Consider the following 25,976-nt stretch of genomic DNA (forward strand, 5'->3'; position numbering starts at 1 on the left):
TCACTCGACTTCCCAAATAAATAAAATCATATCAATGCTCTGATTAGACCTCACCTTGCTCTTGGCGCAGCGCCTGTTCCAGCACAGCGATAAACCTGCGATTTTGCTCAGCTGATCCTACAGTCACCCGAATGTGGTTCGGGTACTTTCCAAACCCGGCTCTGATAATCACACCCTGTTTCAAGAGAATCTGAAACATCTCTACGGCCAGCACGCGAACATCTACCATAATGAAATTGCCATGGGCCGGAAAATACTTAAGACCCAAACGGTCAAATTCTTTGTTTAAAAATTTGATCTGTTCAGCGTTCTTGTCCCTGCATTCCTTAACATATTCCTGGTCTCCCAATGCCGCTAGGGCCGCCACCTGTCCGAAGCGGGTTGTGTTGAAGGGTTCGCGCACTTGATTAATCAGCTTGATGACCTCGGGCTCACCTACGCCATAGCCAATGCGAAGGGCGGCAAGACCGTATATTTTGGAGAAGGTTCTCAGCACAACGACATTTTTATATTCGCTGGCCAGAGCGATGCCGTCCGGATAAGCGGAATCCGTTACATACTCGGCATAAGCCTCGTCCAGCACAACCATTACATGCTGAGGAACTAGGTCCAGGAAGCTTCTCAGCTCCGCAGAAGAAACGATGGTCCCGGTCGGATTATTCGGATTACAGATCCAGACGATCTTCGTCCGCTCCGATATAGCTTCCAGCATAGCGCTCAAATGATGAATGCCGTCCTTCAAAGGCACTTCAATGCTGACAGCCCCTTCAATATCGGCATTGCTCTTATATACCGAGAAGGTCTGATCCGCCATAACCGTCTCATCACCCGGCATAAGAAAAGCGCGGGTAATGAGTGCAATGATCTCATCCGAGCCGCAGCCGAAGATGACTTGATTCGGATTTACACCAAGGTGGCCGGACAAGACGCGGGTTAATTCGGAAGCCGCTCCATCGGGATAGATATGCATTTGGCTCATTTCCGATTCAATCGCTGCGCGAACCTTGGGAGATGTTCCGTACGGGTTCTCGTTGGATGCGAGCTTAATGACTTCTGTGATGCCTAACTCCCGTTGAACCTCTTCTACGGGCTTACCCGGCTGATAGACCGGGAGATTCACAACTTGCGGTTTAGGTTGCATAGTTAGTTACTCATCCTTTCTTGTCACCGGCTGGTCTTCTGGATGACTTCGTTATTCCTTTAATTGTGCCACAAAGCGATGAATTTGCAAGAGCCCCTCCGCACGGGTATTTGGCTCTGACAGCAACGCTAAATTCTCTTCGACTTTACGCACAATTGCACTGCCTACAACGACACCGTCACAAATTTTAGAGAAACGGCGAACCTGTTCCCCGCTGGAAATCCCAAAACCAACAGCTACAGGAAGCTCGGTCTGCTCCTTGACGGATGCAATGAAGGCATCAACACCCTCGTGAAAAGACGCCCGCTCGCCAGTTACGCCTAATGAAGATACACAATAGATAAAGCCGCGAGCCTGCTTTAGGATGCGATCAATTCTTCCGCTGGAGGTCGGCGCTACAAGGGGAACCAGATGGATGCCCGCACGATCAGCCTGCTTCAGAACCTCCTCTGCTTCTTCCACAGGAAGGTCCGGTATAATGAGTGCGCTGATCCCCCCCTCTTCCATCCGTTGGAAGAAATGGTCCAGCCCCAGCTGAAGTACCGGATTATAATAAGTAAATAGTACAAATGGGAGCTGAACTCCCCGTGCTCTGCACTGGCGTGCCGTTTCGATACACGTCTCTATCGTAATCTGATGCTTCAGTGCCCGTTCGGATGCCCGCTGAATCACTGGACCATCCGCGAGCGGGTCCGAATAGGGAACCCCAAGCTCTACGATGTCCGCTCCAGCCTTTTCCAGCTCAGCAATTAGCTCTACTGTCGTAGAGGGATCAGGATCTCCAACGGTTAGAAATGGAATGAGAGCCGTCTTGCCCTCTTCCTTCAGTCTTGTAAAAACAGCGTCCATTAAGTTCATGACTGTCCGCCTCCCAGGTAAGACATAATGGAATCCACGTCTTTATCGCCTCTTCCAGACAGACAGATCACTACGATTTGGTCGGAGGACAGCTTAGGTGCGCGTTTCACGACCTCTGCAACCGCATGGGCAGATTCCAGCGCCGGGATAATTCCTTCAGTCCTACTGAGGAGCTGAAGCGCCTCAACAGCTTCTACATCAGTGATTGGAACATATTTAGCCCGCTGGATATCCTTAAGATAGGAATGTTCCGGTCCAATTCCCGGATAGTCCAGACCAGCAGAGATAGAATGAGCCGGCTGTACTTGACCGTATTCATCCTGCAGCAGATAGCTCAAGGATCCTTGAAAGACCCCTTTGCTTCCCTTCGTCATGGTGGCTGCATGGAATTCCGTATCCACGCCCCTGCCGGCTGCTTCAACACCGAGAAGCGCTACGGCCGTATCCTCCACGAACGGATAGAACATGCCAATGGCATTGCTTCCCCCTCCGACAGCAGCAACAATAAGGTCCGGCAGTCTGCCTTCGGTCTCCAGGATTTGTCTCCGCGTCTCATCACCGATCACGCGCTGGAAATTGCGGACCATCATGGGATAAGGATGCGGCCCAGTAGCCGAACCTAGAATATAAAAGGTATCATGAACGTTGCTGACCCAATAGCGGAGTGCCTCATTGCATGCATCCTTCAGGGTGCGTGTTCCGGATACCACTGGAACAACCTCAGCGCCAAGCAGGCGCATGCGGAAGACATTTAACTGCTGGCGCTTCATGTCTTCTTCACCCATAAACACCTTGCATTCCAAGCCTAGAAGTGCAGCAACCGTCGCACTTGCCACTCCATGCTGGCCCGCTCCTGTCTCGGCGATCACCTTGGTTTTGCCCATTCTTGTTGCGAGCACACCTTGACCAATGGCATTGTTAATCTTATGTGCCCCGGTATGGTTCAAATCTTCCCGCTTCAGATATATCTTCGCACCACCCAAATGCTCGGTGAGCCGTTCAGCATAGTAAAGCGGAGTCTCTCTTCCGGAATACTGCTTAAGCAAATAAGCGATTTCTTCCTGGAAAGAAGACTCCTCCGCATGCAGCTTATAAGCGTTCTCCAATTCAATGAGCGCATTCATTAGCGTCTCCGGGACATATCTTCCACCAAATTCACCAAATCTTCCTCTTTCGTCCGGAACCTGTGTCATTATCCCTTCACCCTCTCCACAAAAGCTTGAATCTTAACTATATCTTTCACGCCACCGCTCTCAACTCCGCTGGAGACATCCACTCCATCCGGCTCGTAAGCAGTTATCAATTGAGTTACATTATCTGGCGTCAAGCCTCCGGCTACGAGAAGCGGGATATTCTGCTTTCGGGCCCATGTCTGATAGGGCAGAGCTTTGTCCCACGCAAAGGTCCTGCCGCTGCCTCCTCCATATAGGGGATCATAGGTATCCAGGAGCAATGCATCCACAGTTTCCGAGTAGGATTGCAGCTGCTGAAGCGGCTGTGCTTCCGCTTCGTCACTTACTGAGACGGCTTTAATAACCTGCACCCTGAACTTCTCCTTAATCTCCCGGCAGAAGGCAGCACTCTCCTGACCGTGCAGCTGTACAGCATCCAGCGGAACAGCTGCCAGAACTGTTCGCAGCTCCTCGATGCCAGGATTAACAAATACACCTACGCTGAGAGGTGATTGAGGCTGCTGCCATAGATCCAGCACCTGAACAAGCTCAGCAGCTTGAGCTGGAGTAACCTGCCTTTTGCTTTTGGCAAAGACGAATCCGATATAATCCACAGGGAATTGTAACATAGATTTTAACACTTCAACGCTTTGAAGTCCACAAATTTTTACGAGCGGTTTATTCATGATGCGTTTCCCCCATACGAAGGAACAGGGCCTAGAAGATCTATTACTGCCTCAATAACATTGTCCCTGCGCATGAACGTCTCTCCAATCAGGACACCCTGTGCCCCATTGAGAGCTAAGTAGTCAATATCAGCAGGACCTGTTATTCCGCTCTCGCTGATTAGTGTGATACTTGCCGGAACGCTTCTCGATAGCTCGGCGGTTACTTTAATATCCGTCTCAAATGTATGCAAATTCCGGTTATTCACCCCGATGAGCTGTACACCGTTAATCTTAAGAACACGCTCCAGCTCCTCATAGCTGTGAACCTCCACAAGAGCATCGAGCCCGATAGAAGCTGCCAAAGCAAAGTACTGTTCAAGCTGCTCATCACTTAGAATCGCGGCGATCAACAGCACTGCATCCGCTCCCAGTAGACGGGCTTCATAAATCTGAAGCGGGTCTATAATAAAATCCTTACGCAGAAGCGGAACCTGAACAGCCTGCCGGATCTCACTCAAATATGTCTTACTTCCCTGAAAATAAGTCTCATCTGTCAAGACGGAGATGCAGTCCGTACCTGCCTGTTCATAAGCCACGGCGAGTTCTACCGGATGGAAATCCGGGCGGATGAGGCCTTTGGATGGTGAGGCCTTCTTGACCTCGGCGATCAGGCCCAGCTGCCGCTTACGTCTGCTGGATAAGGCTTTGTAGAACCCCAGTGTAGGCTCCAGAGCTGCAATCTGCTGCTCGGCCGTCTCCTTTTGCAGGCTTTTAGCGAGAAGCTGAACCTCTTCTTTTTTGGTCTCTACAATACGATCAAGATACATAGCTGAATTCCTCCGTTGTTTGAATAAGCTGTTCTAGCTTTCTTGCCGCCTGTCCGGAATCAATGGCTTCTGCCGCCGCCTCTACCCCTTGTCTGATGCTGTCAGCTAGGCCTGCCACATAAATACAAGCTCCTGCATTGGCAAGGACGACATCCCGGTAAGCCCCCGACTTGCCCTGCAGAACACCACGGATAATCTCCGCATTCTGTTGGGCGTCTCCGCCCATCATCTCCTGCAGCGAGTAGCTCGTAAGACCCAGCTCTTCCGGATTAAGATCATAGGTCCGAATCTCTCCATTCTTCAGCTCAGAAACTCTTGTTGGTGAGGAAATGCTGATCTCATCCAGTCCTTCGTGACTGGTTACAACGAGTGCCCTCTTGGACCCAAGCTCCTTAAGAACCTTCGCGATGGTCTCCGTCCGCTTAAGATCATAAATCCCCAGCACCTGCCGGTCGGCTCCTGCCGGATTGGTAAGGGGACCAAGCATATTGAACACAGTCCGAATGCCCAGCTCTTTGCGCGGAGCTGCTGCATGCCTCATCGATGGATGATACACCTGAGCAAACAGGAAGCAAATGCCTATATCCTCAAGGCACCGTTCTGCCTGCTCAGGGGACAAATGAATATTGACGCCCAAGGCTTCAAGCACATCTGCGCTGCCGGCTCTGCCCGAGGCAGAACGGTTGCCGTGCTTCGCAACTTTGACCGAGACGGATGAAGCGACAATAGCTGCCGTTGTCGAAATGTTGAATTTGTGGATTCCCGAACCTCCGGTACCGCAGGTATCCAGCAGCTGCGAGCTATCAAGGGCAAGTCTTCCAGCATGACCGCGCATCGCCTCAGCAAAGCCGGTAATCTCATCCACGGTCTCCCCCTTGATCCGTAATGCTGTAAGGAGAGCGCCGATCTGTGCTGAAGTAGCTTCACCTCTCATAATGACATCCATCAGACTTCTCGCTTCCTGACGTCCAAGATGCTCCCCTTCAATCAGCCGGCCGAGCCCCTGCTGCAATAGTTGATGTCCGTTCATAAGATCTCTCCTCCTTCATTACAATTGGGTTTGTGTGTATTCATATAAATAATCTTGATTCGCCATGCTGCTCACCGGCAGCGGCTTGGCTTTTGCCGGAAACATAGCTTCCGCCGTACGAATCGCTTTCAGTAGCGCCTTTGCTTTATTGACGGTTTCCTCATATTCCTTCTCCGGTTCAGAGTCCCATACAATCCCCGCCCCGGCCTGCACGTAGGCTTTACCTTGCTTAAATAAAATCGTGCGAATGGTGATGCAGGAATCCATATTTCCCGAGAAGCCCAGATAGCCAATAGCTCCGGCATACGGACCGCGCGCCTCCTGCTCCAGCTCCGCGATAATCTGCATTGCTCTAAGCTTCGGAGCACCGGATACAGTTCCTGCCGGAAGACAAGAGAGGAAAGCATCGAAGAAATCCTTATCCTGCCTTAAACGACCAGCCACCGCAGATACAATATGCATGACGTGGGAGTATCTCTCAATCTCCATAAATTGCTCGCATTTCACCGTCCCAAACTCCGCCACACGTCCAAGGTCATTTCGCCCTAAATCCACTAACATTAAGTGCTCTGCCCGTTCCTTCTCATCCTGCAGCAGCTCCTCTTCAAGCCGCCGGTCTTCTTCTTCTGTAGCTCCCCTCGGACGGGTCCCGGCAATCGGACGGGTTTCGATGCGGCCATTCTCCACCTTGACCAGCGCTTCCGGCGAAGTTCCGACGATAACCTCATCATCCATTTTCAGATAATACATATAAGGAGAGGGATTCATCGTTCTCAGCACACGATAAACCTGGAGCGGAGAAACTTCGGTCTCAATATGGAATCGCTGGGACAATACGACCTGGAAAATATCCCCGGACCGGATGTACTCCTTCGCCTGGTCCACATTAGCCATATACTGCTGCTTTGTCAGGTTGGATGCAATGGGTCCAAGCTCTACATCGGTTGGGAAAACTAAGGCGCTAAACGGCTCCCCGCTATGTTCTTCCGCCAGCATACCCGCAGCATGATTGAGCCTAGAAACGGCAGCATCATAAGCCGCGCGAATCTCCTCATCCGTCGCTCCTGGAGCGATATGCACATTCGACACAAGCAGGATGCGCTGCTTGACATGGTCAAATACAATGACCTGATCACAGAACATAAACTTGATATCATCCATCTGCAGATCATCAAGCGCATGCGCCGGCAGTTTCTCATAATATTGAAGCAGGTCATAACCGAAATAACCGATCGCTCCTCCTGTAAATGGAGGAAGCTCAGGAACTTTGGGGCTGCGATACTGTCTTAAGACCGCCTTCAGCTCCTCAATCGGATTCCCGCCCAGCTGACGCTCTTCCCCGCCTTGCTCCAATACAACCCGGCCGTTTTTGGCCGATATTAAGAGGAATGGGTCCGTGCCGATAAAGGAATATCTGGCCCACTGAACCCCGCCTTCCACACTTTCTAACAAAAAGGCCCGCTGCTTAGCAGCAAAACGCTGAAAAACCCGAATGGGTGTCTCCATATCTGCCATAATGGGACGGGCAATCGGTATTAAGTTATAGTCCTTTGCCATGGCGATGACCTGTTCAATCTGGGGGGTTGTCATATCATTCACTCCTTCTTCACATGGGTCTTTCGCTGGTCTTTTGAGCAACAAAAAAACCTCTACCGAAGTAGAGGTTGATGATATGCAGAAGGGAATATAGACGGACCTGTTTTATTAGCATGATCTTCAGATGTAAGCAAATAGACCACACAAGGCACCTGCAATCGCTAAAAAAGGATATACAACAGTGCTGATCCCTCTGCCGAAGACCATTCTCAATAAAAATTCCGCTCGACTATACTCTGCTCGACTCAACTCAGCTCAACTCTACTCAGCTCTTACTCAAATCTCTCAACTGTTCACTCTTCACAGGAGCACCTTGTGCTGCTGTTCATTAACTAACATCACTATAAACGATCTTTGTCACATTAGCAACCGGCCATGTAACATTTCTCGCTTTAAATTTACTCTTTTGCAGCTACAAGGTCTGGACGGAGAAGCTGCGCATCGTTCAAATACACATGCTTCATTTCCCGCTGTCCCTTCTCCGTGTTAACCTGGATCATAAAGCGGATGCAACGCGGCAGGCTTCCCTGAACAGGAATTTCTGTCGAACACATCAGAGGTACCATGTCCCAGCCTTCGAGCTGGCGAATAGCCTTGGCCGGGAAGGCTGCATCCAAATCAGCCGTCATGGTAATCCAAACACTGCAGATATCTTCAGGCTCAATCTCATTACGATCAACAATTTCCTGAAGAAGGACAGCCGTGGCTTCGAGAATCTCCTGCTCGTTGTTCTTCGTTACTGTCGTTGCTCCGCGTATTCCCCGATTATACATGGTCTTCCTCCCGTTCTTTAAGGTATCTAATAACCTCACGCACTTCCTGAAGCTGAATATCCGGGGCAACCTTCACCTTGCCAATCGCTTCAGGAAGGATGAATACGATCTGATTCTCCTTAAATTTCTTATCATGCATCATTGCTGCCAAAATATGCTCATCATCCATAGTATGCGGAATGGACGTTGGCAGTTCAAAGCGCTGAAGTATTCTTATCGTCTCGTCCAGCAGCATGGGCTCCACACCACGGTTCACAGCCAGCTTCGCTGCCCCGACCATGCCGATGGCAATCGCTTCTCCATGGAGCAGCTTGCCGTATCCGCCAATTGCCTCAAGTGCATGACCAATCGTATGGCCTAGGTTCAGAATGGCGCGCAGCCCATGCTCCTGCTCATCATGCGAGACCACTTCGGCCTTGATGGAGCAGCCCCGCTCTAGGGCAACCCCGAGCGCCTCTGCATCCAAGGACAGCAAGGCTTCCGCCTGCTTGTCACACCAGGATGCAAAGCCTGCATCCCAGATCAGGCCTTCCTTCAACACCTCCGACAAGCCAGCCCGCACCTCGCGGGCTGGCAGCGTCTGAAGAGTGTTCAGATCATACAGCACCAGGGTGGGCTGATGGAAGGAACCGATCATATTTTTGGCGAGCGGATGGTTCACAGCCACCTTCCCGCCTACGCTGCTGTCATGAGCAAGAATCGTTGTCGGCATTTGAACGAATTTAATCCCCCGCATATAGGTAGCCGCCACGAACCCGGCGAGGTCGCCTACAACACCACCGCCCAAAGCGATAACAGAGGAACTCCGGTCAAGCCCTGCCTGTATCGCTGTCGTCATGACCTCTTCATAAGTCTTAAGTGACTTCGAGGCTTCACCAGCCTCGATAATATGAGAACAAGTCCGATATCCCTCAGTCTGTAAGGCTGTCTCCAGTACTTGGAGATACAGAGGAGCCACATGGCTGTCCGTCACAATCAGCAGAGGGCTTCCGTTCTTAAGACCTTGAGCCTTCAAGAATTCACCTGCACGCTGCAGCAAGCCTTCTCCAATATGAATCGGGTAAGAGCGTTCACCTAATTCAACAGTTATCGTTCTCATCAGTAGTTCTCCAGCTGAGCCAGGTATGCATGGTAGTTGCGTTCCACTTCACCGATGGAATCGCCGCCGAATTTCTCCAAGAAGGCTTTGGCGATTTCCCATGCCACCACATTCTCCAGAACAACGCTCGCCGCAGGTACGGCGCAAGCATCTGAGCGTTCCACCTGGGCGGTGAACGGTTCTTTCGTGTCAATATCTACGCTTTGAAGAGGCTTATACAGCGTAGGAATAGGCTTCATTACTCCGCGTACAACCACTGGCATACCGTTGGTCATGCCGCCTTCGAAGCCGCCAAGCCGATTGCTTGCGCGATGGTATCCGCGCTCCTCGTTATACAGGATCTCATCATGAACCTGAGAGCCGCGGAGTATGCCAGCTTCAAAGCCGATCCCAATCTCCACGCCTTTGAAGGCATTGATGGACATCACAGCTTGGGCAATCCGGCCATCCAGCTTGCGGTCATATTGCACATGACTGCCTAGCCCGACAGGTACTCCCTCCACCACACATTCAACGATTCCGCCGATAGAGTCGCCTTCCTGTTTAATTTGATCGATGTAGGCCTCCATCTTCTTCTCGGTCTCCTTGTCTACAACGCGGACAGAGGATTCTTCCGTAATTCTAGCCAGTTCGTCCAGCGGCAGCGAGTTGGCCGGAGCCTCGATCTCCCCGATGCGAATGACCTGCCCTGCAATCTTAATGCCGAAATGCCCCAGGAGCTGGCGGGCCACGGCGCCGCAGGCTACCCGGATCGCAGTCTCCCGTGCGCTTGAACGTTCAAGAACATTGCGAAGATCCTTCAGATCATACTTCAATCCACCGTTCAGGTCGGCGTGACCGGGACGAGGCCGGTGTACCCGCCGCTTCTCTTCATCCGAACCTTCGATCGGTTCGATGTTCATTATTTTCTGCCAATGCTTCCAATCATTATTAGCTACAACGAGAGCTACAGGGGCGCCTGTCGTATAGCCATGTCTCACGCCGCCCACTATCTGCGCTGTATCCCGTTCTATTTGCATCCGCCGACCGCGGCCATACCCTTTCTGACGCCGCTGCAGCTGGAAGTTAAGCTCCTCAAAATTCAATTCCAAATTGCTCGGCAAACCTTCAATAATGGCAGTCAGCTGGGGACCGTGCGTCTCCCCTGCTGTTAAATAGCGCAAACTCATGCCGCGTTCCCCCTTTAAACTGTTAAACTGTAAAGAGCTAAAATCCGATGATTTCTTTGCTCATTATAGTATAGGTTACGTGCTTTGACAAGAAATCCGCTGAGATCCAAAATAAGCATGCATTATAAAAAACGGCCATGCTCCCCAAAACAAGTTTGAGGGCATGGCCAGAAATGTAACTTCCTATAAATGATCCAGAGCGTTCGAGGAACTGCTTGGTGGATGCTGCAAGCTTCCTTCATGCAGCTCATGATCCAAATATCTGATTAGCTGCACTCGTTCTACGCCGAGCACCTGCGCACATTCTTGTACGGTCAGCAGTCCCCGTTGATAAGCATTAATCACCTTTCGTTTGTCCATGCTTGCTTAAAACCCTCCAAAGTTCTGGTCTATGTATCCAGTATCGGAGAAGTTCTATTACTTTATACTGCAGTATAAGTTCAAGGCTTCTTGCGATAAAAAAACGTCTCGGCTGCTTCCAGCCCAAATGTTCCAGGCGAGAAGATTTGCTCTGTGCTGCCTACGAATAGTACGCCTCCAGGGCGAAGCGCATTAGCAAACTTATGGTATAAGGCCTGCTTAGCTTCCTCGGTAAAGTAGATCATAACGTTGCGGCAGACAATGAGGTCATAGCCTTCCTCGAACGGATCAAGCAGCAAATTCTGCTTCTTGAACCGGACTGCCTTCTTAAGGTTCTCATCAATATGGAGCATCGGTCCATCGGCTGTGAAATAACGCTTGGCAACATCCGGCGGAACATCCTTAATCGAACGCTCTAAGTATAATCCCTTAGCAGCTTTGGCTAGAGCCCCATCATCAATATCGGTTGCATGCAGCGTGCTGCTGGCCAGTATCCCTTTATCTGACAGTATCATAGCCAGGGTATATGGTTCCTCTCCTGTTGAGCAGGCTGCACTCCATACCTTAAGACCTCGCTTCGATCCGAGCAGCTCAGGGATGATGCTATCGCGCAAAACCTCCCAGCGATTAGGGTTGCGCCAAAACTCTGAGACGTTAATTGTCATCTTGTCCAAAAACTCATAAAACAGGTTCTTGTCCTTCAGCATGGCCGCGAAGAAATCTGCAAACGTCGAGTAGCCATGCTTGTTCCGAAGCGTTGTCAGCCGCCGCTTCATCTGCGCTTCTTTATATTGTGCAAGGTCAATGCCTGTGTTCTGCTTCACATTCTTAATGAAACCATTGTAGTCAGGGTCCTGTTCCCCCGCTATGTCCTCCGTCGCGCTGCTTCTAAGTTGAATTCGGTTCATATCCATGGGCTAATCGTCTTGTCGTAACGAAGCAGTTCATGAGCTTCAAAGAAATTTGCAATTTCTCGTTCTGCGCTCTCGATTGCATCGGAACCATGTATCAGATTAAATGGGGTATGCGCGGCGAAATCCCCACGGATTGTCCCCGGCTGCGCCTCAGTAACTTTCGTCTTGCCGATTACTGCGCGAGAGAGTGCTACGATATCGTCGCCTTCCCATACCATTGCAAATACCGGGCCGGAAGTAATAAAGTCGACCAGCTCACCGAAAAACGGCTTGCCTACATGCTCTGCATAATGCCGCTCGGCCTGCTCATCTGTTACCTGGATAAACTTCCCTGCGATCATCTTGAACCCTTTGTCTTCCAGGCGGCTGATAATGCGGCCCATCAATCCCCGCTGTACGCCGTCTGGCTTAACCATCAAAAACGTTCTTTCCATAGGTCCCCTCCCGCTTAGTTGCCGCTCCTTCAATATGGAGGGCGGATTGCGATTTCACCCGTATTTTAGCAGAAAACCTAGACAAGTTAAACGACTAATATGTTCTCCGGTTCACAAAATGCGCAATATCCTGCAAATTTTTTCGCGCTTTGTTCTCAGGAAGCTGCTTCAGCGCATCCAGAGCCTTCTGAATGTAGCGGTCGGCCAGCTGTTCAGCTTTGTGAATCCCTTGACTGTGACGGATCATTTCTATAGCAGACGAAGTATCCTTGCGTCCATCAAGCTCATGAATCTCTTGAATTTCATATAGGAGCAGCTCTCTGAGCTCTGGCTCCTGAAGAGCATAAAGAACCGGAAGAGTAATATTCCCCTGCCTCATATCACTGCCAGGAGGCTTGCCAATTTGCTTCTCCGTGCCGAACAAATCAAGCAAGTCATCCCGAATTTGAAAAGCCATACCCACGTTATATCCATACCGGTATAACAAGGAACTGACAGGCGCAGGAGCACCCGCAGCAATGGCTCCAAGCTGACAGCTGATCGCAATCAGCAGCGCTGTCTTGCGTCTGATGCGCAGCAAATAGTTCCGTACAGTCTGATCTGTATTGAAGAAGTCTCGCAGCTGCTCCATTTCTCCAATAGACATCTGCACCATCGCCTTAGAGAGAATCCGGTGAATTTCCGGATTTGTAAGCTGGGTTGCCAGCATAAGTGCTTTTGCATATATGTAATCCCCGGTATACATCGCAATCCGGTTATCCCACTTAGATTTGACCGTCGGCTTACCTCTGCGGGTGTCAGCATCATCGATGACATCATCATGAACCAAGGAAGCGGAGTGAATCAGCTCGAGAGGCACGGCCACATATTGCAGCTTCTCCAGCTCATAATCCCCGAATTTTCCGCCCAGCAGTACAAAGACAGGTCGGAGGCGTTTGCCGCCGGCCTTCAAGAGATGCAATGATGTTTCGCCCAGCAGCTCCTCTTCCCCTTCTATACTGCGATAAAGCTGTTGTTCGATAAAATCCATATCCTTTTTCAGTGAACCGAATATGTCCAATAGTTTCATTATTTCACCCGCATCAGCTTAGTATCATTCCATATTCTCATATCAACCGGCTTGTTTAAGAGCCCCATTTCGTATGCATATTTGTAATATAAAGCCAAGCCTTCCTGCTGTCTGTCTGATAAATCATGCCGCAGTGTTCTAAAGTAATTCATCCAATAGGCTTCCGTCCCCCCGATTTCGGCACATGCCTGCTGGGACAGAGGTCGTAAATCCTGAAGGCTTCTCCGCTTGCTGTCCTGGAAAGCCGCAACAATCTCACCGAGGAGTTCAGCATTCCGCTCTGCAAAATCTTCTTGTACAGCCCATACAGCAAACGTCATGCCCAGGCCTGTCCATTCCTTCCACACCTGACCTAGGTCGGTCACATAGTATCCATGATCGGTCCAAGAAGCTCTTATCGCATGATCGCCAATGAGCAGCGCCGCATCACTCTTCTCCATCATCTGATCAAGCGTGGGCTCGCTGTTCCAGTAGGTCGGTTTGCCGCCAAAAGCCTTCTCTACAATAATCTTAAGCAAATTGACCGAGGTAGCAGAAGTGTTCGTTAAAGCGATCACCCCGTTCACAGTTTCCTTAAAAGGCTTGCGTGAGAATACAAGAATAGAATTGACCGGCCCATCAGAACTTACCGACAATCCAGGCAGCAGTTTCAACGAATCGCTCCCCGTGCCATAGGCGAAGGAAGAAACCGGTGATAGGTCCAACTCTCCCGCCAGAAGGGCGCGATTTAGCACTGCCGGAACCTCAGTTACCATCTGAATAGATGGACTGATCATCTCCGGATGAAAATGGTGGAAAACCGGCCAAACATTCGTATACACAATTTTCCCCATTCTGGTTAAATTAGCTTCGTTCTGTGTCAAGCTCCTGCTCCCCCCATCTGGTGAATAATTGATGTTCAATTCTCAGGCTGTCAAGGACTTTCCCCACCAGGAAAGAGACAAGATCATCCATGGTCTGTGGTCCAAAATAAAAAGCAGGCATTGCTGGAACGATCTTCACGCCAAGGCGGGCTAGCTTCAGCATATTCTCCAGGTGGATGGCATGCAGAGGCGTTTCGCGCGGCACCAGCACCAGAGGCCTTGCCTCCTTAAGCATGACATCCGCAGCCCGTGTAAGCAAATTGTCTGACGAACCGTGCGCAATGCCGGACAACGTACCCATCGAGCAAGGCATGACAATCATGCCCTCGACCTGGTATGAGCCGCTCGCAATGGAGGCTCCGATATTACCGATAGGGTGATAGGTGAATTTGCCGGGAAAAGACCCAAATTTCTCTTCAAGCAGCTTATCCCGATCCGTTGTATTCCAATTTAGTTCTTCACGGATCACTCTCCAGCCCGCATTCGTAATGACGAGATGCACATGATATTCCAGCTGCAGCAGCGTCTCGATTAGCTTTATGGCATAGACAGATCCGCTTGCTCCTGTGATCCCTACTACATAGGCTCTTTTACGCTGGTTATCCATCAGTATTGGTACACCACCAAATCAATAAAAGTGAAGATAAAGACCGCTATGCTCAGCACCCCATTCATAGTGAAGAAGGCCGTTTGCAGACGACTAAGATCTTTCGGTGTTACGATATGATGCTCATAGAAGAGGATCACGAATGAAAGAATCATACCCGCGATATACCACCAGCCAAGATCTGTCATGACGAGCAGCGCTACAAAGCCAGCCGCGGTTACAATGTGAAAGCACTTAGCGATGATCAAGGAACGCGCTACTCCAAAACGAACCGGAATCGAGTAAAGCCCTTCCTTCGTGTCAAATTCCACATCCTGACAAGAATAAATAATATCAAAGCCAGCAACCCAAAAAGCAATCGCGACAAAAAACACCATAGCGGTCCAGTTCACCTGTCCCGTGACTGCAACCCATCCGCCAAGCGGAGCCAGCGCAATTGTGAAGCCTAGAACAACGTGACATAGCCAGGTGAATCGCTTGGTGTATGAATATAGCACAAGCATAAACACGGCGATCGGCAGCAGCTTCATTGCGAGTGAATTCAGCTCCCAGGCCGCCCAGAATAAAAGAACAAATGAGGCGATAATAAAGATGACAACTTCGCTTATTTTGAGCAGACCCGCAGGGATTGCTCTTCCCGCTGTACGAGGGTTCTTCTTGTCACTGACTCGGTCGATCAGCCGGTTCAGTCCCATGGCTGCGCTGCGCGCACCGAACATGGCGAGCAGAATCCAGCCAATTTCAGCCCAACTAGGAAATGTTCCTCGAAGCGAAACAGATCCAAGCAATGCTCCCATAAAGGCAAAGGGCAATGCGAATACTGTATGTTCAAACTTAATCATTTGTAAAAAGATGCCGATTTTCTTAAACATGCTGCTGCGTCTCCTTAATTCCGATGTGTAATGCGGCAATACCGCCCGTTAAAGGATACGCTTTAACCTTCTCCAATCCGACTTCACGAAAAATCTCCGCAAGCTCGTCGCGGCCCGGGAATTGTACTAGAGAATCGGGCAGCCACTTGTACTGCTCATAACGCTTTGCGAACAGCTTTCCCAATCGCGGGAGAACTTTCTCAAAGTAGAAATAATAAATGCCCTTGAAAGGCTGCCAAGTTGGCTTGGACAGCTCCAGACAGACCACCATGCCGCCAGGCTTGACCACGCGTTTCATTTCGGACAGCACCTTGCGCAAATCCGGTACATTCCGGAGTCCGAAGCCGATCGTTGCATAGTCAAATTTCCCATCTTCAAATGGAAGCTCCATCGCGTTCCCCTGCACAAGGCTGATTTGGCCTTCAAGGCTTCGCTGTGTAACTTTGGAGCGGCCTACCTGCAGCATATTCTCGCTGAAATCAAGCCCAACGATTTCCCCGCCGCTTGCTTCTGCCATGCTGATTGTCCAATCGCATGTACCGCAGCACAAATCTATGGCCGTATCGCCCTTAGACATCTGCATACGGTCCATAGTGAACTTCCGCCAGGCTTTATGCCGGCGGAAGCTTAAAATGTCGTTCATCCTGTCATATTTGGGAGCAATGCTCTCAAAAACTTCATGGACAAACTGCTCTTTTGGTTTTGAAGATTGACTGTCCACCGTAATGTTTCACCTTACCCTTCATTCAAAGCGGAACGGGACTTTCCTAGCAGAGCCGAGAACGGCTCCAAAATTCCGGACAGCTCCCTCTGCATCCATTCGCCCGCCCCCTCCTGGAGTAGCTCTTGCACCCGGGCAACGGAATGATGCAGCTTGCTAGCAAGCTGTTCCTTCACGTTATACTTCACAAGCAAAGCAGACCATTCCCGTTCTGAAACTCTGCTTTTGGCCAGTAATTGCTTATCCTCGGCTGTTCCCGTCTCCATAATACTCAAATAGGCGTAGCCGCGGTATTCTTCAGGAATTCCCCCGCTTTTACGAATCTCTTCGGCCAGCACCTCACAGCGGCTGATTTCGCTAAGCAGATACCGCCATAAATTCTGTACAGCCTTGTCCAACATAGGCGTAAAAAAGTGGAACAGCCCCATCTTCACCTGAGAGCTTTCCTTAAGATATTCGTCCCGGCTCAGCAGCATCCGCTTCATCCGGCTGTAGAATCCGGCCTTAAGCCGATTGACCTCGCAAACAGCAGAAGCTAGAAGCGCGATCATATCCACCTGACCTGCTTTGGCTAACAGCTCATAGAATGTGCCGCTAAAATAGTCGCCAGCGAGTACCTTCATCTGTCTTGAGCGCATCTGCTTCTCTTCCTTGCGTTCAGGCTCCGGATCGATGAGGTCATGTGTGTCCATTGCCAGCTGCACCAGAAATGTAGCCAAAGCACTGGTCTCCAGGGCCCGTTCATCTTCCGGCTTCTGAACCTTTAGAAAAGTGTATAGTAAGCGAACACGGGGGTCCGGGAAGTTCGGAAGCTCCGTATGCGCCTTAATCATGTCATACTCGACATATTTTTTTGCCAATTCTGGAACACGGTAAAATTTCATGCCAAAGCCTCCGAGCCGATCTGGAATCTCATTGAAACGGGTTAGTCACAATGTTGTATATTATATCACAAGTTGATATCCCGCGCACACGGTCGTTATGAGATAAACGGCATAATGATTTACTGACCGATGCGGATAGAATCTTGGTCTAAGAAGGGTCTTTTGGAGTTGTAAAGTTCCTTCTGTAGAGACCTGTCTCCATCAACCGGATCTCCTGCTTAAGATTTTCTTCTAGTCCCTTATTGCCAGCACTCATCAGCCGCTCGGCGGTAGAGACCGAGAATTCTCCTCTGCGCAGATCGGCAGCCAGCAGCAGTGGACTTGTTCCGAGCCAGCGATCTTCTGCAATGATGCGAATTCTTAATTGCTTCAAGTTTGTTGTTCGCTCCATTGCAAATAGTCCAAGCTCGGCTATGTCTTCATAAATAACTGCCGCACCTACGCTTGCATCTGATATTTTTAGATCGATATCTAAAACACCTTGTTCTAAATTAACCCTGGAAAGACGATTGTGAAGCGGTATCGCCGCAAGAAGATCCACCAGGTTATGCTGTGTAAGCTGCAGGTCGTCTTGATGCACAAGCACTTCCTGTGTAGCCCGGGCACCGTTCCCCTCCGCGAGGCCCTGCCAATGAAATAGCGCTGCTGTCACCACAGAAGTTATCAACGTTGCTGATAGAGTCCAAAAAACGATTTTCCACCGAAACATGAGCAGCCCCTCTTTTCTGTGCTTGGCCAAAACGGTGTTTGCGCCGCACAATAAGGTCTTTATCTCATTTTACAATGAAAAAAAGCAGGCTATGCCTGCAAATCGTTTATTCTTCCGTGTCGATGACACCATGTTTTGTCATAACAATGGCCTTGCCTCTCACCTTAACTGCAGAGGTGTTCTCAGTAAACTGGGCGATGAGCACCTCTCCCTTGTCCAGCTTCTCTGTATGATGAAAGCGGGTATCCTTCCCCCGGGTCAATCCAAACACCTGCACTCCCTGTTCCTTGGCTTTCACGACAAAATACTCACCGCTACCCACCAACTTCTCATCATGATCCATCACCAGTAACCTCCGTTCACTCTCATTTGCATGATCAAAAGAAAAGGGCCGTGAACCTATGCTCACGGACCTCGGTACGGAAAATATGTAGAAATCTTTATTTAATTCCGTCTTTGAGCGCCTTACCTGGTTTGAAAGCAGGGATTTTGCTCGCAGGGATTTCGATTTCCTCTCCGGTTTGCGGATTACGGCCTTTACGTGCGGAGCGTTCACGAACTTCGAAGTTGCCGAAGCCCACCAGCTGCACCTTGTCTCCGTTTTGCAGCGCCTCAGAAATAGCTTCAAAAACAGCGTCTACTGCTTTTGTTACATCCTTCTTAGAAAGCTCTGTGCTTTCGGATACCTGTGCGATCAGGTCAGATTTATTCATAATATTCACCTCCCCGGACAGGAATTACCTTGCTCTTGCTATCCTTTGTTTCCGTTTTGCCAGAAATTATACGCAAAATACGGCAGTATTGCGATGATAAGGTGGATATGGGCAAATTATGCCTATATCCGCCCTGATCCGCTAGGCAAGAACAAACCTATAGTAATACACCCTATCTGGAATTTCAAGTTAAATTAGGTTCGCGACCGGTTTAAAACATAGAATGTTACGGAAAGAGCCAGAACAAGCACTCCCCCTTTGATGATATCATGCGTAAAATAAGGGACGTTCATCATCGTCAGCCCGTTGACCAGCACCCCAATAAGCACAGAGCCGATAAAGGTGCCAACAATGTTGGGCTTGCCTGCTCCAAATACCGAGAAGCCGACAAAAACAGCTGCAACAGCCTCCATCAAGAGTGGAGAACCTGCATCAATTTGCCCTGAGCCTACTCTGGAGGCATACAGAATACCCCCAATAGCGGCAAATATGCCAGAAGCCATATAAGCATAAGTTCGCACCTTTTTAACCTTGATACCAGACAGTCTTGCCGCTTCTTCATTCCCACCGGTGACATACATTTGGCGCCCATATTTGGTACGGTTTAAAAAAATATGCACCAAAACAACCGCTATGACAAGTAAAATCACTGATATCGGAATACCAAGCCACTCCCCTTGGCCCAGCTGAAGAAATGTCTTATTCATTTCACCGGGCGCTTTGGTCCCATCCTGAAACTGCATATGGTTATAAATGTTATAGCCTTGAGTGTAGGTCTTGTGAATCCCGCTGACAATATACATTATGGTCAAGGTTGCCAGTAGATCTGGAATTCTCATCTTAACAATTAGAAATGCGTTCAATAGTCCGATCAGCGCACCGATAATTAACGGTACAATAATCACGACATAAAGAGGCATTTCATACCAGATCATCAGCGAAGCGGTCACGACAGTAGTCAGCGAAACTGTAGCACCTACCGAGAGATCAAACCCGTCAACCACTAGGGATAGCGTAACACCGATTGCCACAAAGGTTACAATTGAAATGGAGCGCAATATATCCGCGGCATTGTCATAGGTGAAGAAATAGGGCAGTCGAAACGAAAAAAAAGCAATAACTCCAATCACTACAATGACCGCCCCATACCGGAACAAAAAATTCAAAGTTTTATCTTTCATAACTCCTCCTGGCCTCCGCTGGCGTATAGTAATAGTTTCTCTTGACTGGCCTGCCCGCGCTCAAAGGTCTTAACGATTTGGCCATCATACATCACCGCAATACGGTCCCCAATTCCAATTCCCTCGTCAAGTTCACTGGTCAAGTATAAGATGCCCTTCCCAGCAGCTGCCAACTGTCCGATGATTCTGAAAATATCACTTTTGGCGCCTACATCGACCCCTTTGGTCGGCTCATCGAAGATGAATATATCAGCATCAGCCTGCAGCCATTTGCCGATAGCCACCTTCTGCTGGTTGCCTCCGCTTAAATACTGAACAAGCTGGTTCAGCGAAGCTAATTTAATTCCGAGACGGTCTGCAATCTGGCCTCCCGTTTGCTTTTCTCGCTGCCGGTTGACAAATCCAAAACGGCTCAGCTTATCAAGAACAGGCAGGCTTAAATTCGTAGCTACAGATTCTTGGATGAATATTCCTTGCTTGCGCCTTTCTTCGGGAACTGAGACAATTCCTGCGTGCACGGCATCAGCAGGCTGCCTCAGCCGCAGGCTTCGTCCACCTACCTTAACATCTCCGGCTTCCAGAGGGTCCGCACCGCTAAGCAGTCTCGCAAGCTCTGTCTTACCGGCACCGACAAGCCCAACAACCGACAGAATCTCCCCTCGTCTGAGTGAGAGGTCTACTCCTTTGACCCTTACTCCCCGCGCAGCATTACGTACCTCCAATATGTTCTCGCCAATTTCAGCGGGAATCTTAGGGAACTCTTCTTCAAACGTCTTTCCCAGCATATGCGCAATAATACCCTTTGCCTTAATCTCACGTGCACTGCCTTCATGAACCATCTTCCCATCTCTCATAATGGTCACGATATCTGCGTGCTCTATCACCTCTGACAACCGATGAGTAATGAGAATACAAGCCACACCGCTATTCTTTAGGTCATGCATAATTTTGAACAAAATTTCTGTCTCCGTTACACTAAGTGGAGCTGTTGGCTCGTCAAATATGATGACCTTGGCCTCCTGAGACATAATTCTTGCAAGCAGCGTCATCTGCTTCTCTGCAATGCTAAGTTCTGCCACCTTGCGACGAACAGAAATCCCGGAGTGCAGCCTCTCTAGAAGAGCCTTAGCCCGCTGTTCAAGCTCCTTGGGGCGTGTAAACCAGCCGCTCTTCGTCTTGCTTAAGTCATCAAGCATGATATTCTCGGCTACGGACAGCTGTGGAACGAGTGCCGCATCTACCTCCTGATATACACAGTGGATGCCAAGCCCCTTGGCATCCGCTGGAGATGCAATGCTAACCTCGCTACCGTTGATTCGAATGGCTCCTTGATCGGCTTGATACGCCCCAGATAGAATTTTCATGAGTGTGCTTTTCCCTGCTCCATTTGCACCTAGGAGCGCATGAATTTCACCGCCGCGAATGGTGATGTTTACATCCTGAAGAGCCGGATTGCCAGCAAAACTCTTAGAAATACTCGTAGTCTCCAGCTGAAAAGCAGCTTCTGTCATCATCATCCCCCCTGATGGAAGAGGCGCGCCTTAGCGGCGCGCCCCATGAACATTGTGCACTTTAAGGCTTATTCGACACCGTAATCCTTCATCCAATCAGCAATCCCCTGCTTGGATTCTCCCCAGCCCTTTACGTATTGGGATAGTTCATCGGTAGAGATTTGTTTATCCGGCAAGCTGTCTTGGGAGACAAGTACGGATTTCAGTACAACACTGTCTTCCGTCTGATCCCCGTGAAGCTTCTGGTAAGCATAGCGTACCTGAATCCGTCCGATGTCTTTCGGATCAACGGCTGCGGAAGCGACCCAAGGGTTATTTTTATCCTGAATCATTTGCAGGTCTTCGTCGCTCATATCAATGCCATATAGTTTGATCTCGTTACGTCCTGCTTGCTGAATCGCCCGGGCAGCTCCCTTAGCGAATTCATCCCATGCGGTCCACACCGCCGCAATCTGCCCCTTAGGATATTGCTTCAGCACGGCCTCCATCTGAGACTGAGCGTCAAGCGCAGGATTCTCTGCCGTTCCGAAAGTTGCAATTTCCTTAATATCCGGATTCTCGGACATAAACTTTGCATATTCCGTCTGGCGGCGTTCCATTGGAGCAAAGCCTGCAACCCAAACCTTAACGATATTTCCTTTACCGCCTACATCTTTTTTCAGCTGATCCAATGTTACTTTAGCCATACTTGCATCATCCTGGGACAATACGGTTACACCCGGAATCTGGATATCCGCATCGAAAACAACGACCGGAATTTTGCGCTCGACTGCTTTTTGAATTCCGTTCTGCAGCACATCCGCAGTTCCGTGGTCTGTCAAGATCACATCAAAATGCTGATTCACAGCGGATTCGAGCAAGGAAGCCATCTTCTCCTTCTTATTCTCTGCCACAAAGGTAGTTAATTCCCCGCCGAACTTCTTCACTTCCTCTGTAACCCCTTGTACATACTGCTGAGAGAAGGTTCCTGTATTGAATTCCATAATTAAAGCAATGCGTTTGCCAGCAAGCGGCTTATTCGGATCAGCAGGCGCAGTTGCAGCCCCTCCTTTATTCTGTCCGCAGGCACTCAGCAGAAGCATAACGCTTGCTACAATCAATACAAAAACTGTTCTCGAACTTCTCCAAAAAGTGCTCATTTCTCTCGTCTCCCCCTGATTCATATCTCAAAATTAAAATGATTAATTAACAATATAACGCCTAAATCCAAGTATGTAAATTGGTTTTAGTAATTTTATTTTTTAACGGATTAAAACGATAACGCCTAGCAATAAAAAAATGCAAAAAAAGCCGAGAAACATAGCGTTTCTCGGCTTTTCAAATAACTATTTTTACTTAAAGGATTATCGCAATCAAACCACCCGAACCTTCGTTGATGATACGTCCCAGCGTCTCCTGCAGCTTATACCGGGCATTATCCGGCATGAGCGCAATCTTGCCCTGGATACCTTCCCTGACAATCGAATGCAGGGAGCGGCCAAATATATCGGATTCCCAAATTTTAATTGGATCATTCTCAAAATCCTGCATCAAGTAGCGTACGAGCTCTTCGCTCTGCTTCTCAGTTCCAATAATCGGGGCAAATTCGGATTCCACATCGACGCGGATCATATGAATCGAAGGAGCTGTTGCCTTCAGTCTAACCCCAAATCTGGAGCCTTGGCGGATCAATTCCGGCTCATCCAGCGCCATCTCAGCTAGCGATGGAGCTGCAATACCATAGCCCGTCGTCTTCACCATTTCCAGGGCCTCGGCAAACCGATCATATTCCCGCTTGGCATGTGTAAATTCCTGCATCAATTGCAGCAAGTGGTCCTTCCCTCGAATCTCAACCCCGACCACTTCGGTCAGAATCCGATCATATAAATCATCCGGCGCATAAAGATCAATTTCCGCAACGCCTTGCCCCATATTCAAACCACTCAAGCCTGCATGGTCGATGAAATCATATTCCATAAAGCTTCCGACTACCCGCTCCACATCGCGCAAACGCCGGATATCCTTCACAGTGTCTCGCACAGAATTCTCATAATTACTGCGCAGCCAGTGATTATCGTTTAGCACCATGACCCAACTTGGCAGATTGACATTAACCTCGTGCACAGGGAACTCATACAGCACTTCGCGGAGTACGCCAGTTACGTCTTCTTCACTCATTGTAGCCGCACTTAAGGTCAGCACAGGAATATCGTACTTCGCCGCAAGCTCACTGCGAAGCTGAAGTGCCTCCTCACTGCGCGGTTTGGCTGAGTTGATGACAAGCACGAACGGCTTGCCAACCTCCTTTAATTCATTAACAACCCGTTCCTCCGACTCTACATATGAATATCGGGGAATGTCGGCAACTGTACCGTCTGTAGTGATCACAACACCCAGTGTAGAATGCTCCTGGATGACCTTGCGCGTACCAATCTCAGCAGCTTCTTGGAACGGGATCGGCTCTTCAAACCAAGGTGTAGAGATCATTCTTGGCCCATTCTCGTCCTCATAGCCTTTAGCTCCCTCGACGGCATATCCTACACAATCAACCAGCCGAACATTCACCTCAAGTCCTTCTGCAACCTTAATTTGAACTGCATTGTTCGGAACGAATTTGGGCTCTGTAGTCATAATTGTCTTACCTGCCGCGCTTTGCGGCAGCTCATCTACTGCCCGGACCCGGTCAGCTTCACTAGAAATATTAGGAAGTACCACCGTTTCCATAAACCGCTTAATAAATGTTGACTTGCCTGTGCGAACCGCTCCAACTACGCCCAGATAAATATCTCCTCCGGTACGTTCGGCAATGTCTTTAAAAATGTCTACTTTCTCCAATACCAATGATATCCCCTCCTCAAATTTGCCGAAGGATAAATGCCTTGAGAGCATCCGCCTCGCTTTTGGACCCTGAGCCTTTCAACCTGTGCAGGCGGCAGAGCAGCTGTCTACCCCGCCCGCGTCCGCCGCCGAGAGAACGTGTCGACTTTCGATGGAACGAAGCGGCGTAAACTCGTACATGCATTTGGACTAGTATCATCATATGTACCGGATGAAGATTTATGACGGAATTTTAGCGGTCATCAAAGAGCAACAGGTTACTTCCTGCATACCGCCACAAAGCTTCAACGGTCCGAAGACGAACAGCATTTGGGTGCCGTATTACATATTTATGTTCACCTGCAAAAAAGTATGACTTACGCTTGAAGTCCGCTATCAAAATACACATAAGCAGCACAAATAACCGTCCGGAACACCGGACGGTTATCTTACACACGGGTCAGCTGTATTCGTTGTAAATCTGACCTACCAGAGCAAATCATCTTCTTCCTGTTGCTCTAGCTGCCGGCGAATAGCCGCCTTTAGACGATCTTCTGGAAGCCTTACAGTTGCAGTCCCCTGAAGCTTAGCCTGGCAGGCCAGCCTAACCCCCTGGCCAGCCAGCGAGCCGAGCTTACGCTCTTCCGCAGCCGTAAGCGCAGCCAAGCCATTCTGTGCACCCGGCTCTGTATGTACCTTGCACATCATACATGAAGCCTTCCCCCCGCAGCGAGTTGCAATATGAATTCTAGCAAGCCTTGCAGCAGACAGCACTGTCGTTCCCTGTTTCACTTTAACTGTCTTCCCTTGAGGCAGAAAAGTAATTTGTACATCCAATAGAATCACCTCCTAAGCCCCTTCTCCCATACCACAACAAGCTGCGGAGCCCTCAGAACTTCTCCCAGTTTAAGAATCTGATCTTTTGTCCATCGGTTAGCCGAACTTAGTAGCAGACTGGATATAAGCGGCAAATGTACATCCAGCTGCCTGCTCATATGTTCAGCTATCGGGAGATAGCGGTCTTTCCGCTCACGAAGAATATTGAACATTAATTCGTGAGGCAGCGGCATCAGTTTTAGGTTCGGCACCACTTCCGGAGCGTACGGGTACAGCAGCGCTTCAATTTGAACCTGGTACATCCCTCCATCAGCAGATACCTCGAAGCCTCCTACCAACTCTATAGGCTTACTCATAAGCACATAGTGGCTCAGTAATGAGCGATATAGTCCGCTTGTATCCATTACCGGCTTATCTATAGAATATTTCGCTAATTTGTTATGCAGCAGATTCGCATCTGAAAGATCGCAATAAATATCAATATCTCTAGGCTCACTAGACAACTGCACACCTTGAAGCCATAGACTTGAGCTTCCACCTAGCAGCCAGGATGCTTCCTCCTGTGCAAGGAGCCGGGCTAGCTCGTCCAGCACCATACCCAGTTCGGGATGTCCGGTTAGGCCATTCGATTGAACATACTGATTTAAGGTCATCATCGCTATTCTTTCTTCGCCGGGTAATGTTCTCTAGCAGCCTCCAATCTCAATCGAGCGCTCCTTTGTTCCGGCGGCCCTTTCCTTGAAAATATGCTTCACATTATAACATTCTAACAGGCCTTGAGCCACGCCTGATTTTATAACAATGAACCCTTCAACCACGTAAGCGGCGAAGGGCTCATGTAAGAAAAAACTATTTTTTTATCATCATTTTCATCAAAGATTCCATACTGTGCGGATTCATGCCGCTCTTCTTCACAGCAACGATGATTTCATTGATGGTCTGCTCCGACACGGGCACATTAGCCATAGAAGATACCTGCTTAATAAGCTGGCGCAATTGAGTCTCACTTTGTAACGTAGATGGCTTGACTGTGCTAGCTAATTTTTTTACAGCATTTTCACTGATGTTTTTTCCAGTTTTCTTGTTAATGGCATTCAGTGCATCCTTGGAAATATTTTTACTCATGCTCATCCCTCCTCCGGCAGTGCTCTATGGCAGTGTATGCCAAAGGA

General features: G+C 49.3%; 30 protein-coding genes. All 30 read right to left on the bottom strand.

Features of this window, described 5'->3' with window-relative positions; all coding sequences use genetic code 11:
• Positions 1-43: 43 nt before the first annotated feature.
• Positions 44-1,141 carry a histidinol-phosphate transaminase gene (gene hisC, locus DCC85_RS12735; protein ID WP_108465934.1) on the bottom strand — a complete coding sequence of 366 codons (1,098 nt, stop codon included), beginning with the start codon at positions 1,139-1,141 and terminating at the stop codon, positions 44-46.
• Between the two features lie 51 nt (positions 1,142-1,192).
• Entirely contained in the window at positions 1,193-1,999 is an 807-nt protein-coding gene (gene trpA / locus DCC85_RS12740) for a tryptophan synthase subunit alpha (protein ID WP_108465935.1), read from the bottom strand.
• Positions 1,996-3,192, bottom strand: a complete 1,197-nt coding sequence (gene trpB / locus DCC85_RS12745; RefSeq protein ID WP_108465936.1) for a tryptophan synthase subunit beta — start codon at positions 3,190-3,192, stop codon at positions 1,996-1,998. The genes trpA and trpB overlap by 4 nt, the downstream gene beginning before the upstream one ends.
• On the bottom strand, positions 3,192-3,857 hold the full coding sequence (locus DCC85_RS12750; protein ID WP_108465937.1) for a phosphoribosylanthranilate isomerase: 666 nt from the start codon (positions 3,855-3,857) through the stop codon (positions 3,192-3,194). The genes trpB and DCC85_RS12750 overlap by 1 nt, the downstream gene beginning before the upstream one ends.
• Positions 3,854-4,666, bottom strand: coding sequence for an indole-3-glycerol phosphate synthase TrpC (gene trpC, locus DCC85_RS12755; RefSeq protein WP_108465938.1), 813 nt, complete (start codon positions 4,664-4,666; stop codon positions 3,854-3,856). Before trpC ends, DCC85_RS12750 begins: the two co-directional genes overlap by 4 nt.
• Positions 4,656-5,696: an anthranilate phosphoribosyltransferase gene (gene trpD / locus DCC85_RS12760; RefSeq protein ID WP_108465939.1), complete on the bottom strand. Its 1,041-nt coding sequence runs from the start codon at positions 5,694-5,696 to the stop codon at positions 4,656-4,658. The genes trpC and trpD overlap by 11 nt, the downstream gene beginning before the upstream one ends.
• Positions 5,697-5,714: 18 nt before the next feature.
• Positions 5,715-7,286: an anthranilate synthase component I gene (gene trpE / locus DCC85_RS12765; RefSeq protein WP_108465940.1), complete on the bottom strand. Its 1,572-nt coding sequence runs from the start codon at positions 7,284-7,286 to the stop codon at positions 5,715-5,717.
• Positions 7,287-7,690: 404 nt separating this feature from the next.
• On the bottom strand, positions 7,691-8,065 hold the full coding sequence (gene aroH / locus DCC85_RS12770; protein ID WP_108465941.1) for a chorismate mutase: 375 nt from the start codon (positions 8,063-8,065) through the stop codon (positions 7,691-7,693).
• Entirely contained in the window at positions 8,058-9,164 is a 1,107-nt protein-coding gene (aroB, locus tag DCC85_RS12775; RefSeq protein WP_108465942.1) for a 3-dehydroquinate synthase, read from the bottom strand. The genes aroH and aroB overlap by 8 nt, the downstream gene beginning before the upstream one ends.
• On the bottom strand, positions 9,164-10,333 hold the full coding sequence (aroC, locus tag DCC85_RS12780; protein ID WP_108465943.1) for a chorismate synthase: 1,170 nt from the start codon (positions 10,331-10,333) through the stop codon (positions 9,164-9,166). Before aroC ends, aroB begins: the two co-directional genes overlap by 1 nt.
• 183 nt (positions 10,334-10,516) lie before the next feature.
• Positions 10,517-10,693, bottom strand: a complete 177-nt coding sequence (locus tag DCC85_RS22995) for a hypothetical protein (protein WP_159081873.1) — start codon at positions 10,691-10,693, stop codon at positions 10,517-10,519.
• A gap of 80 nt (positions 10,694-10,773) precedes the next feature.
• Entirely contained in the window at positions 10,774-11,607 is an 834-nt protein-coding gene (locus tag DCC85_RS12785; RefSeq protein WP_442789490.1) for a CheR family methyltransferase, read from the bottom strand.
• Positions 11,598-12,041, bottom strand: a complete 444-nt coding sequence (gene ndk / locus DCC85_RS12790) for a nucleoside-diphosphate kinase (protein WP_108465944.1) — start codon at positions 12,039-12,041, stop codon at positions 11,598-11,600. Before ndk ends, DCC85_RS12785 begins: the two co-directional genes overlap by 10 nt.
• A 94-nt stretch (positions 12,042-12,135) precedes the next feature.
• The gene (locus DCC85_RS12795) at positions 12,136-13,110 is read right to left on the bottom strand and encodes a polyprenyl synthetase family protein (protein ID WP_108465945.1); all 975 of its coding nucleotides are present in this window, start codon (positions 13,108-13,110) and stop codon (positions 12,136-12,138) included.
• Complete coding sequence (locus tag DCC85_RS12800; RefSeq protein WP_108467852.1) at positions 13,110-13,943, bottom strand: menaquinone biosynthesis protein; 834 nt, start codon at positions 13,941-13,943, stop codon at positions 13,110-13,112. The genes DCC85_RS12795 and DCC85_RS12800 overlap by 1 nt, the downstream gene beginning before the upstream one ends.
• Positions 13,944-13,953: 10 nt before the next feature.
• Complete coding sequence (locus tag DCC85_RS12805) at positions 13,954-14,580, bottom strand: UbiX family flavin prenyltransferase (RefSeq protein WP_108465946.1); 627 nt, start codon at positions 14,578-14,580, stop codon at positions 13,954-13,956.
• Entirely contained in the window at positions 14,580-15,452 is an 873-nt protein-coding gene (locus DCC85_RS12810; protein ID WP_108465947.1) for a UbiA-like polyprenyltransferase, read from the bottom strand. Before DCC85_RS12810 ends, DCC85_RS12805 begins: the two co-directional genes overlap by 1 nt.
• Entirely contained in the window at positions 15,445-16,173 is a 729-nt protein-coding gene (locus DCC85_RS12815) for a demethylmenaquinone methyltransferase (RefSeq protein WP_108465948.1), read from the bottom strand. The genes DCC85_RS12810 and DCC85_RS12815 overlap by 8 nt, the downstream gene beginning before the upstream one ends.
• Before the next feature lie 14 nt (positions 16,174-16,187).
• A complete protein-coding gene (locus DCC85_RS12820; protein ID WP_108465949.1) occupies positions 16,188-17,057 on the bottom strand; it encodes a heptaprenyl diphosphate synthase component 1 in 870 nt (289 codons plus the stop codon).
• A 148-nt stretch (positions 17,058-17,205) separates the two neighbouring features.
• Positions 17,206-17,766, bottom strand: a complete 561-nt coding sequence (locus DCC85_RS12825) for a hypothetical protein (RefSeq protein ID WP_108465950.1) — start codon at positions 17,764-17,766, stop codon at positions 17,206-17,208.
• Between the two features lie 106 nt (positions 17,767-17,872).
• On the bottom strand, positions 17,873-18,109 hold the full coding sequence (gene mtrB, locus DCC85_RS12830) for a trp RNA-binding attenuation protein MtrB (protein ID WP_108465951.1): 237 nt from the start codon (positions 18,107-18,109) through the stop codon (positions 17,873-17,875).
• Positions 18,110-18,206: 97 nt separating this feature from the next.
• Positions 18,207-18,479 (bottom strand): HU family DNA-binding protein, encoded by a 273-nt coding sequence (locus DCC85_RS12835; protein ID WP_068617082.1) that lies wholly within the window; start codon positions 18,477-18,479, stop codon positions 18,207-18,209.
• A 194-nt stretch (positions 18,480-18,673) separates the two neighbouring features.
• On the bottom strand, positions 18,674-19,660 hold the full coding sequence (locus DCC85_RS12840) for an ABC transporter permease (protein ID WP_108465952.1): 987 nt from the start codon (positions 19,658-19,660) through the stop codon (positions 18,674-18,676).
• Positions 19,657-21,171, bottom strand: coding sequence for a sugar ABC transporter ATP-binding protein (locus DCC85_RS12845; RefSeq protein ID WP_108465953.1), 1,515 nt, complete (start codon positions 21,169-21,171; stop codon positions 19,657-19,659). Before DCC85_RS12845 ends, DCC85_RS12840 begins: the two co-directional genes overlap by 4 nt.
• Before the next feature lie 68 nt (positions 21,172-21,239).
• Positions 21,240-22,310: a sugar ABC transporter substrate-binding protein gene (locus DCC85_RS12850; RefSeq protein ID WP_234414161.1), complete on the bottom strand. Its 1,071-nt coding sequence runs from the start codon at positions 22,308-22,310 to the stop codon at positions 21,240-21,242.
• Positions 22,311-22,506: 196 nt separating this feature from the next.
• The gene (gene spoIVA, locus DCC85_RS12855; RefSeq protein WP_108467853.1) at positions 22,507-23,985 is read right to left on the bottom strand and encodes a stage IV sporulation protein A; all 1,479 of its coding nucleotides are present in this window, start codon (positions 23,983-23,985) and stop codon (positions 22,507-22,509) included.
• A gap of 19 nt (positions 23,986-24,004) precedes the next feature.
• Positions 24,005-24,190: a hypothetical protein gene (locus DCC85_RS23000; protein WP_159081874.1), complete on the bottom strand. Its 186-nt coding sequence runs from the start codon at positions 24,188-24,190 to the stop codon at positions 24,005-24,007.
• 263 nt (positions 24,191-24,453) lie between these two features.
• A complete protein-coding gene (locus DCC85_RS12860) occupies positions 24,454-24,804 on the bottom strand; it encodes a 2Fe-2S iron-sulfur cluster-binding protein (protein ID WP_108465955.1) in 351 nt (116 codons plus the stop codon).
• A 5-nt stretch (positions 24,805-24,809) separates the two neighbouring features.
• Positions 24,810-25,460 carry a hypothetical protein gene (locus DCC85_RS12865; RefSeq protein WP_108465956.1) on the bottom strand — a complete coding sequence of 217 codons (651 nt, stop codon included), beginning with the start codon at positions 25,458-25,460 and terminating at the stop codon, positions 24,810-24,812.
• A gap of 193 nt (positions 25,461-25,653) precedes the next feature.
• A complete protein-coding gene (locus tag DCC85_RS12870) occupies positions 25,654-25,929 on the bottom strand; it encodes a stage VI sporulation protein F (protein WP_108465957.1) in 276 nt (91 codons plus the stop codon).
• Between the last annotated feature and the right edge of the window lie 47 nt (positions 25,930-25,976).

It is taken from the genome of Paenibacillus sp. CAA11 (assembly GCF_003060825.1).
Taxonomy (GTDB): Bacteria; Bacillota; Bacilli; order Paenibacillales; family Paenibacillaceae; genus Fontibacillus.

Coding starts and splice junctions, on each gene's coding strand:
- hisC (WP_108465934.1), bottom strand. CDS start 1,141: ATGCAACCTAAACCGCAAGTTGTGAATCTCCCGGTCTATCAGCCGGGT.
- trpA (WP_108465935.1), bottom strand. CDS start 1,999: ATGAACTTAATGGACGCTGTTTTTACAAGACTGAAGGAAGAGGGCAAG.
- trpB (WP_108465936.1), bottom strand. CDS start 3,192: ATGACACAGGTTCCGGACGAAAGAGGAAGATTTGGTGAATTTGGTGGA.
- DCC85_RS12750 (WP_108465937.1), bottom strand. CDS start 3,857: ATGAATAAACCGCTCGTAAAAATTTGTGGACTTCAAAGCGTTGAAGTG.
- trpC (WP_108465938.1), bottom strand. CDS start 4,666: ATGTATCTTGATCGTATTGTAGAGACCAAAAAAGAAGAGGTTCAGCTT.
- trpD (WP_108465939.1), bottom strand. CDS start 5,696: ATGAACGGACATCAACTATTGCAGCAGGGGCTCGGCCGGCTGATTGAA.
- trpE (WP_108465940.1), bottom strand. CDS start 7,286: ATGACAACCCCCCAGATTGAACAGGTCATCGCCATGGCAAAGGACTAT.
- aroH (WP_108465941.1), bottom strand. CDS start 8,065: ATGTATAATCGGGGAATACGCGGAGCAACGACAGTAACGAAGAACAAC.
- aroB (WP_108465942.1), bottom strand. CDS start 9,164: ATGAGAACGATAACTGTTGAATTAGGTGAACGCTCTTACCCGATTCAT.
- aroC (WP_108465943.1), bottom strand. CDS start 10,333: ATGAGTTTGCGCTATTTAACAGCAGGGGAGACGCACGGTCCCCAGCTG.
- DCC85_RS22995 (WP_159081873.1), bottom strand. CDS start 10,693: ATGGACAAACGAAAGGTGATTAATGCTTATCAACGGGGACTGCTGACC.
- DCC85_RS12785 (WP_442789490.1), bottom strand. CDS start 11,607: ATGGATATGAACCGAATTCAACTTAGAAGCAGCGCGACGGAGGACATA.
- ndk (WP_108465944.1), bottom strand. CDS start 12,041: ATGGAAAGAACGTTTTTGATGGTTAAGCCAGACGGCGTACAGCGGGGA.
- DCC85_RS12795 (WP_108465945.1), bottom strand. CDS start 13,110: ATGAAACTATTGGACATATTCGGTTCACTGAAAAAGGATATGGATTTT.
- DCC85_RS12800 (WP_108467852.1), bottom strand. CDS start 13,943: ATGGGGAAAATTGTGTATACGAATGTTTGGCCGGTTTTCCACCATTTT.
- DCC85_RS12805 (WP_108465946.1), bottom strand. CDS start 14,580: ATGGATAACCAGCGTAAAAGAGCCTATGTAGTAGGGATCACAGGAGCA.
- DCC85_RS12810 (WP_108465947.1), bottom strand. CDS start 15,452: ATGTTTAAGAAAATCGGCATCTTTTTACAAATGATTAAGTTTGAACAT.
- DCC85_RS12820 (WP_108465949.1), bottom strand. CDS start 17,057: ATGAAATTTTACCGTGTTCCAGAATTGGCAAAAAAATATGTCGAGTAT.
- DCC85_RS12825 (WP_108465950.1), bottom strand. CDS start 17,766: ATGTTTCGGTGGAAAATCGTTTTTTGGACTCTATCAGCAACGTTGATA.
- mtrB (WP_108465951.1), bottom strand. CDS start 18,109: ATGGATCATGATGAGAAGTTGGTGGGTAGCGGTGAGTATTTTGTCGTG.
- DCC85_RS12835 (WP_068617082.1), bottom strand. CDS start 18,479: ATGAATAAATCTGACCTGATCGCACAGGTATCCGAAAGCACAGAGCTT.
- DCC85_RS12840 (WP_108465952.1), bottom strand. CDS start 19,660: ATGAAAGATAAAACTTTGAATTTTTTGTTCCGGTATGGGGCGGTCATT.
- DCC85_RS12845 (WP_108465953.1), bottom strand. CDS start 21,171: ATGACAGAAGCTGCTTTTCAGCTGGAGACTACGAGTATTTCTAAGAGT.
- DCC85_RS12850 (WP_234414161.1), bottom strand. CDS start 22,310: ATGAGCACTTTTTGGAGAAGTTCGAGAACAGTTTTTGTATTGATTGTA.
- DCC85_RS23000 (WP_159081874.1), bottom strand. CDS start 24,190: ATGATGATACTAGTCCAAATGCATGTACGAGTTTACGCCGCTTCGTTC.
- DCC85_RS12865 (WP_108465956.1), bottom strand. CDS start 25,460: ATGATGACCTTAAATCAGTATGTTCAATCGAATGGCCTAACCGGACAT.
- DCC85_RS12870 (WP_108465957.1), bottom strand. CDS start 25,929: ATGAGTAAAAATATTTCCAAGGATGCACTGAATGCCATTAACAAGAAA.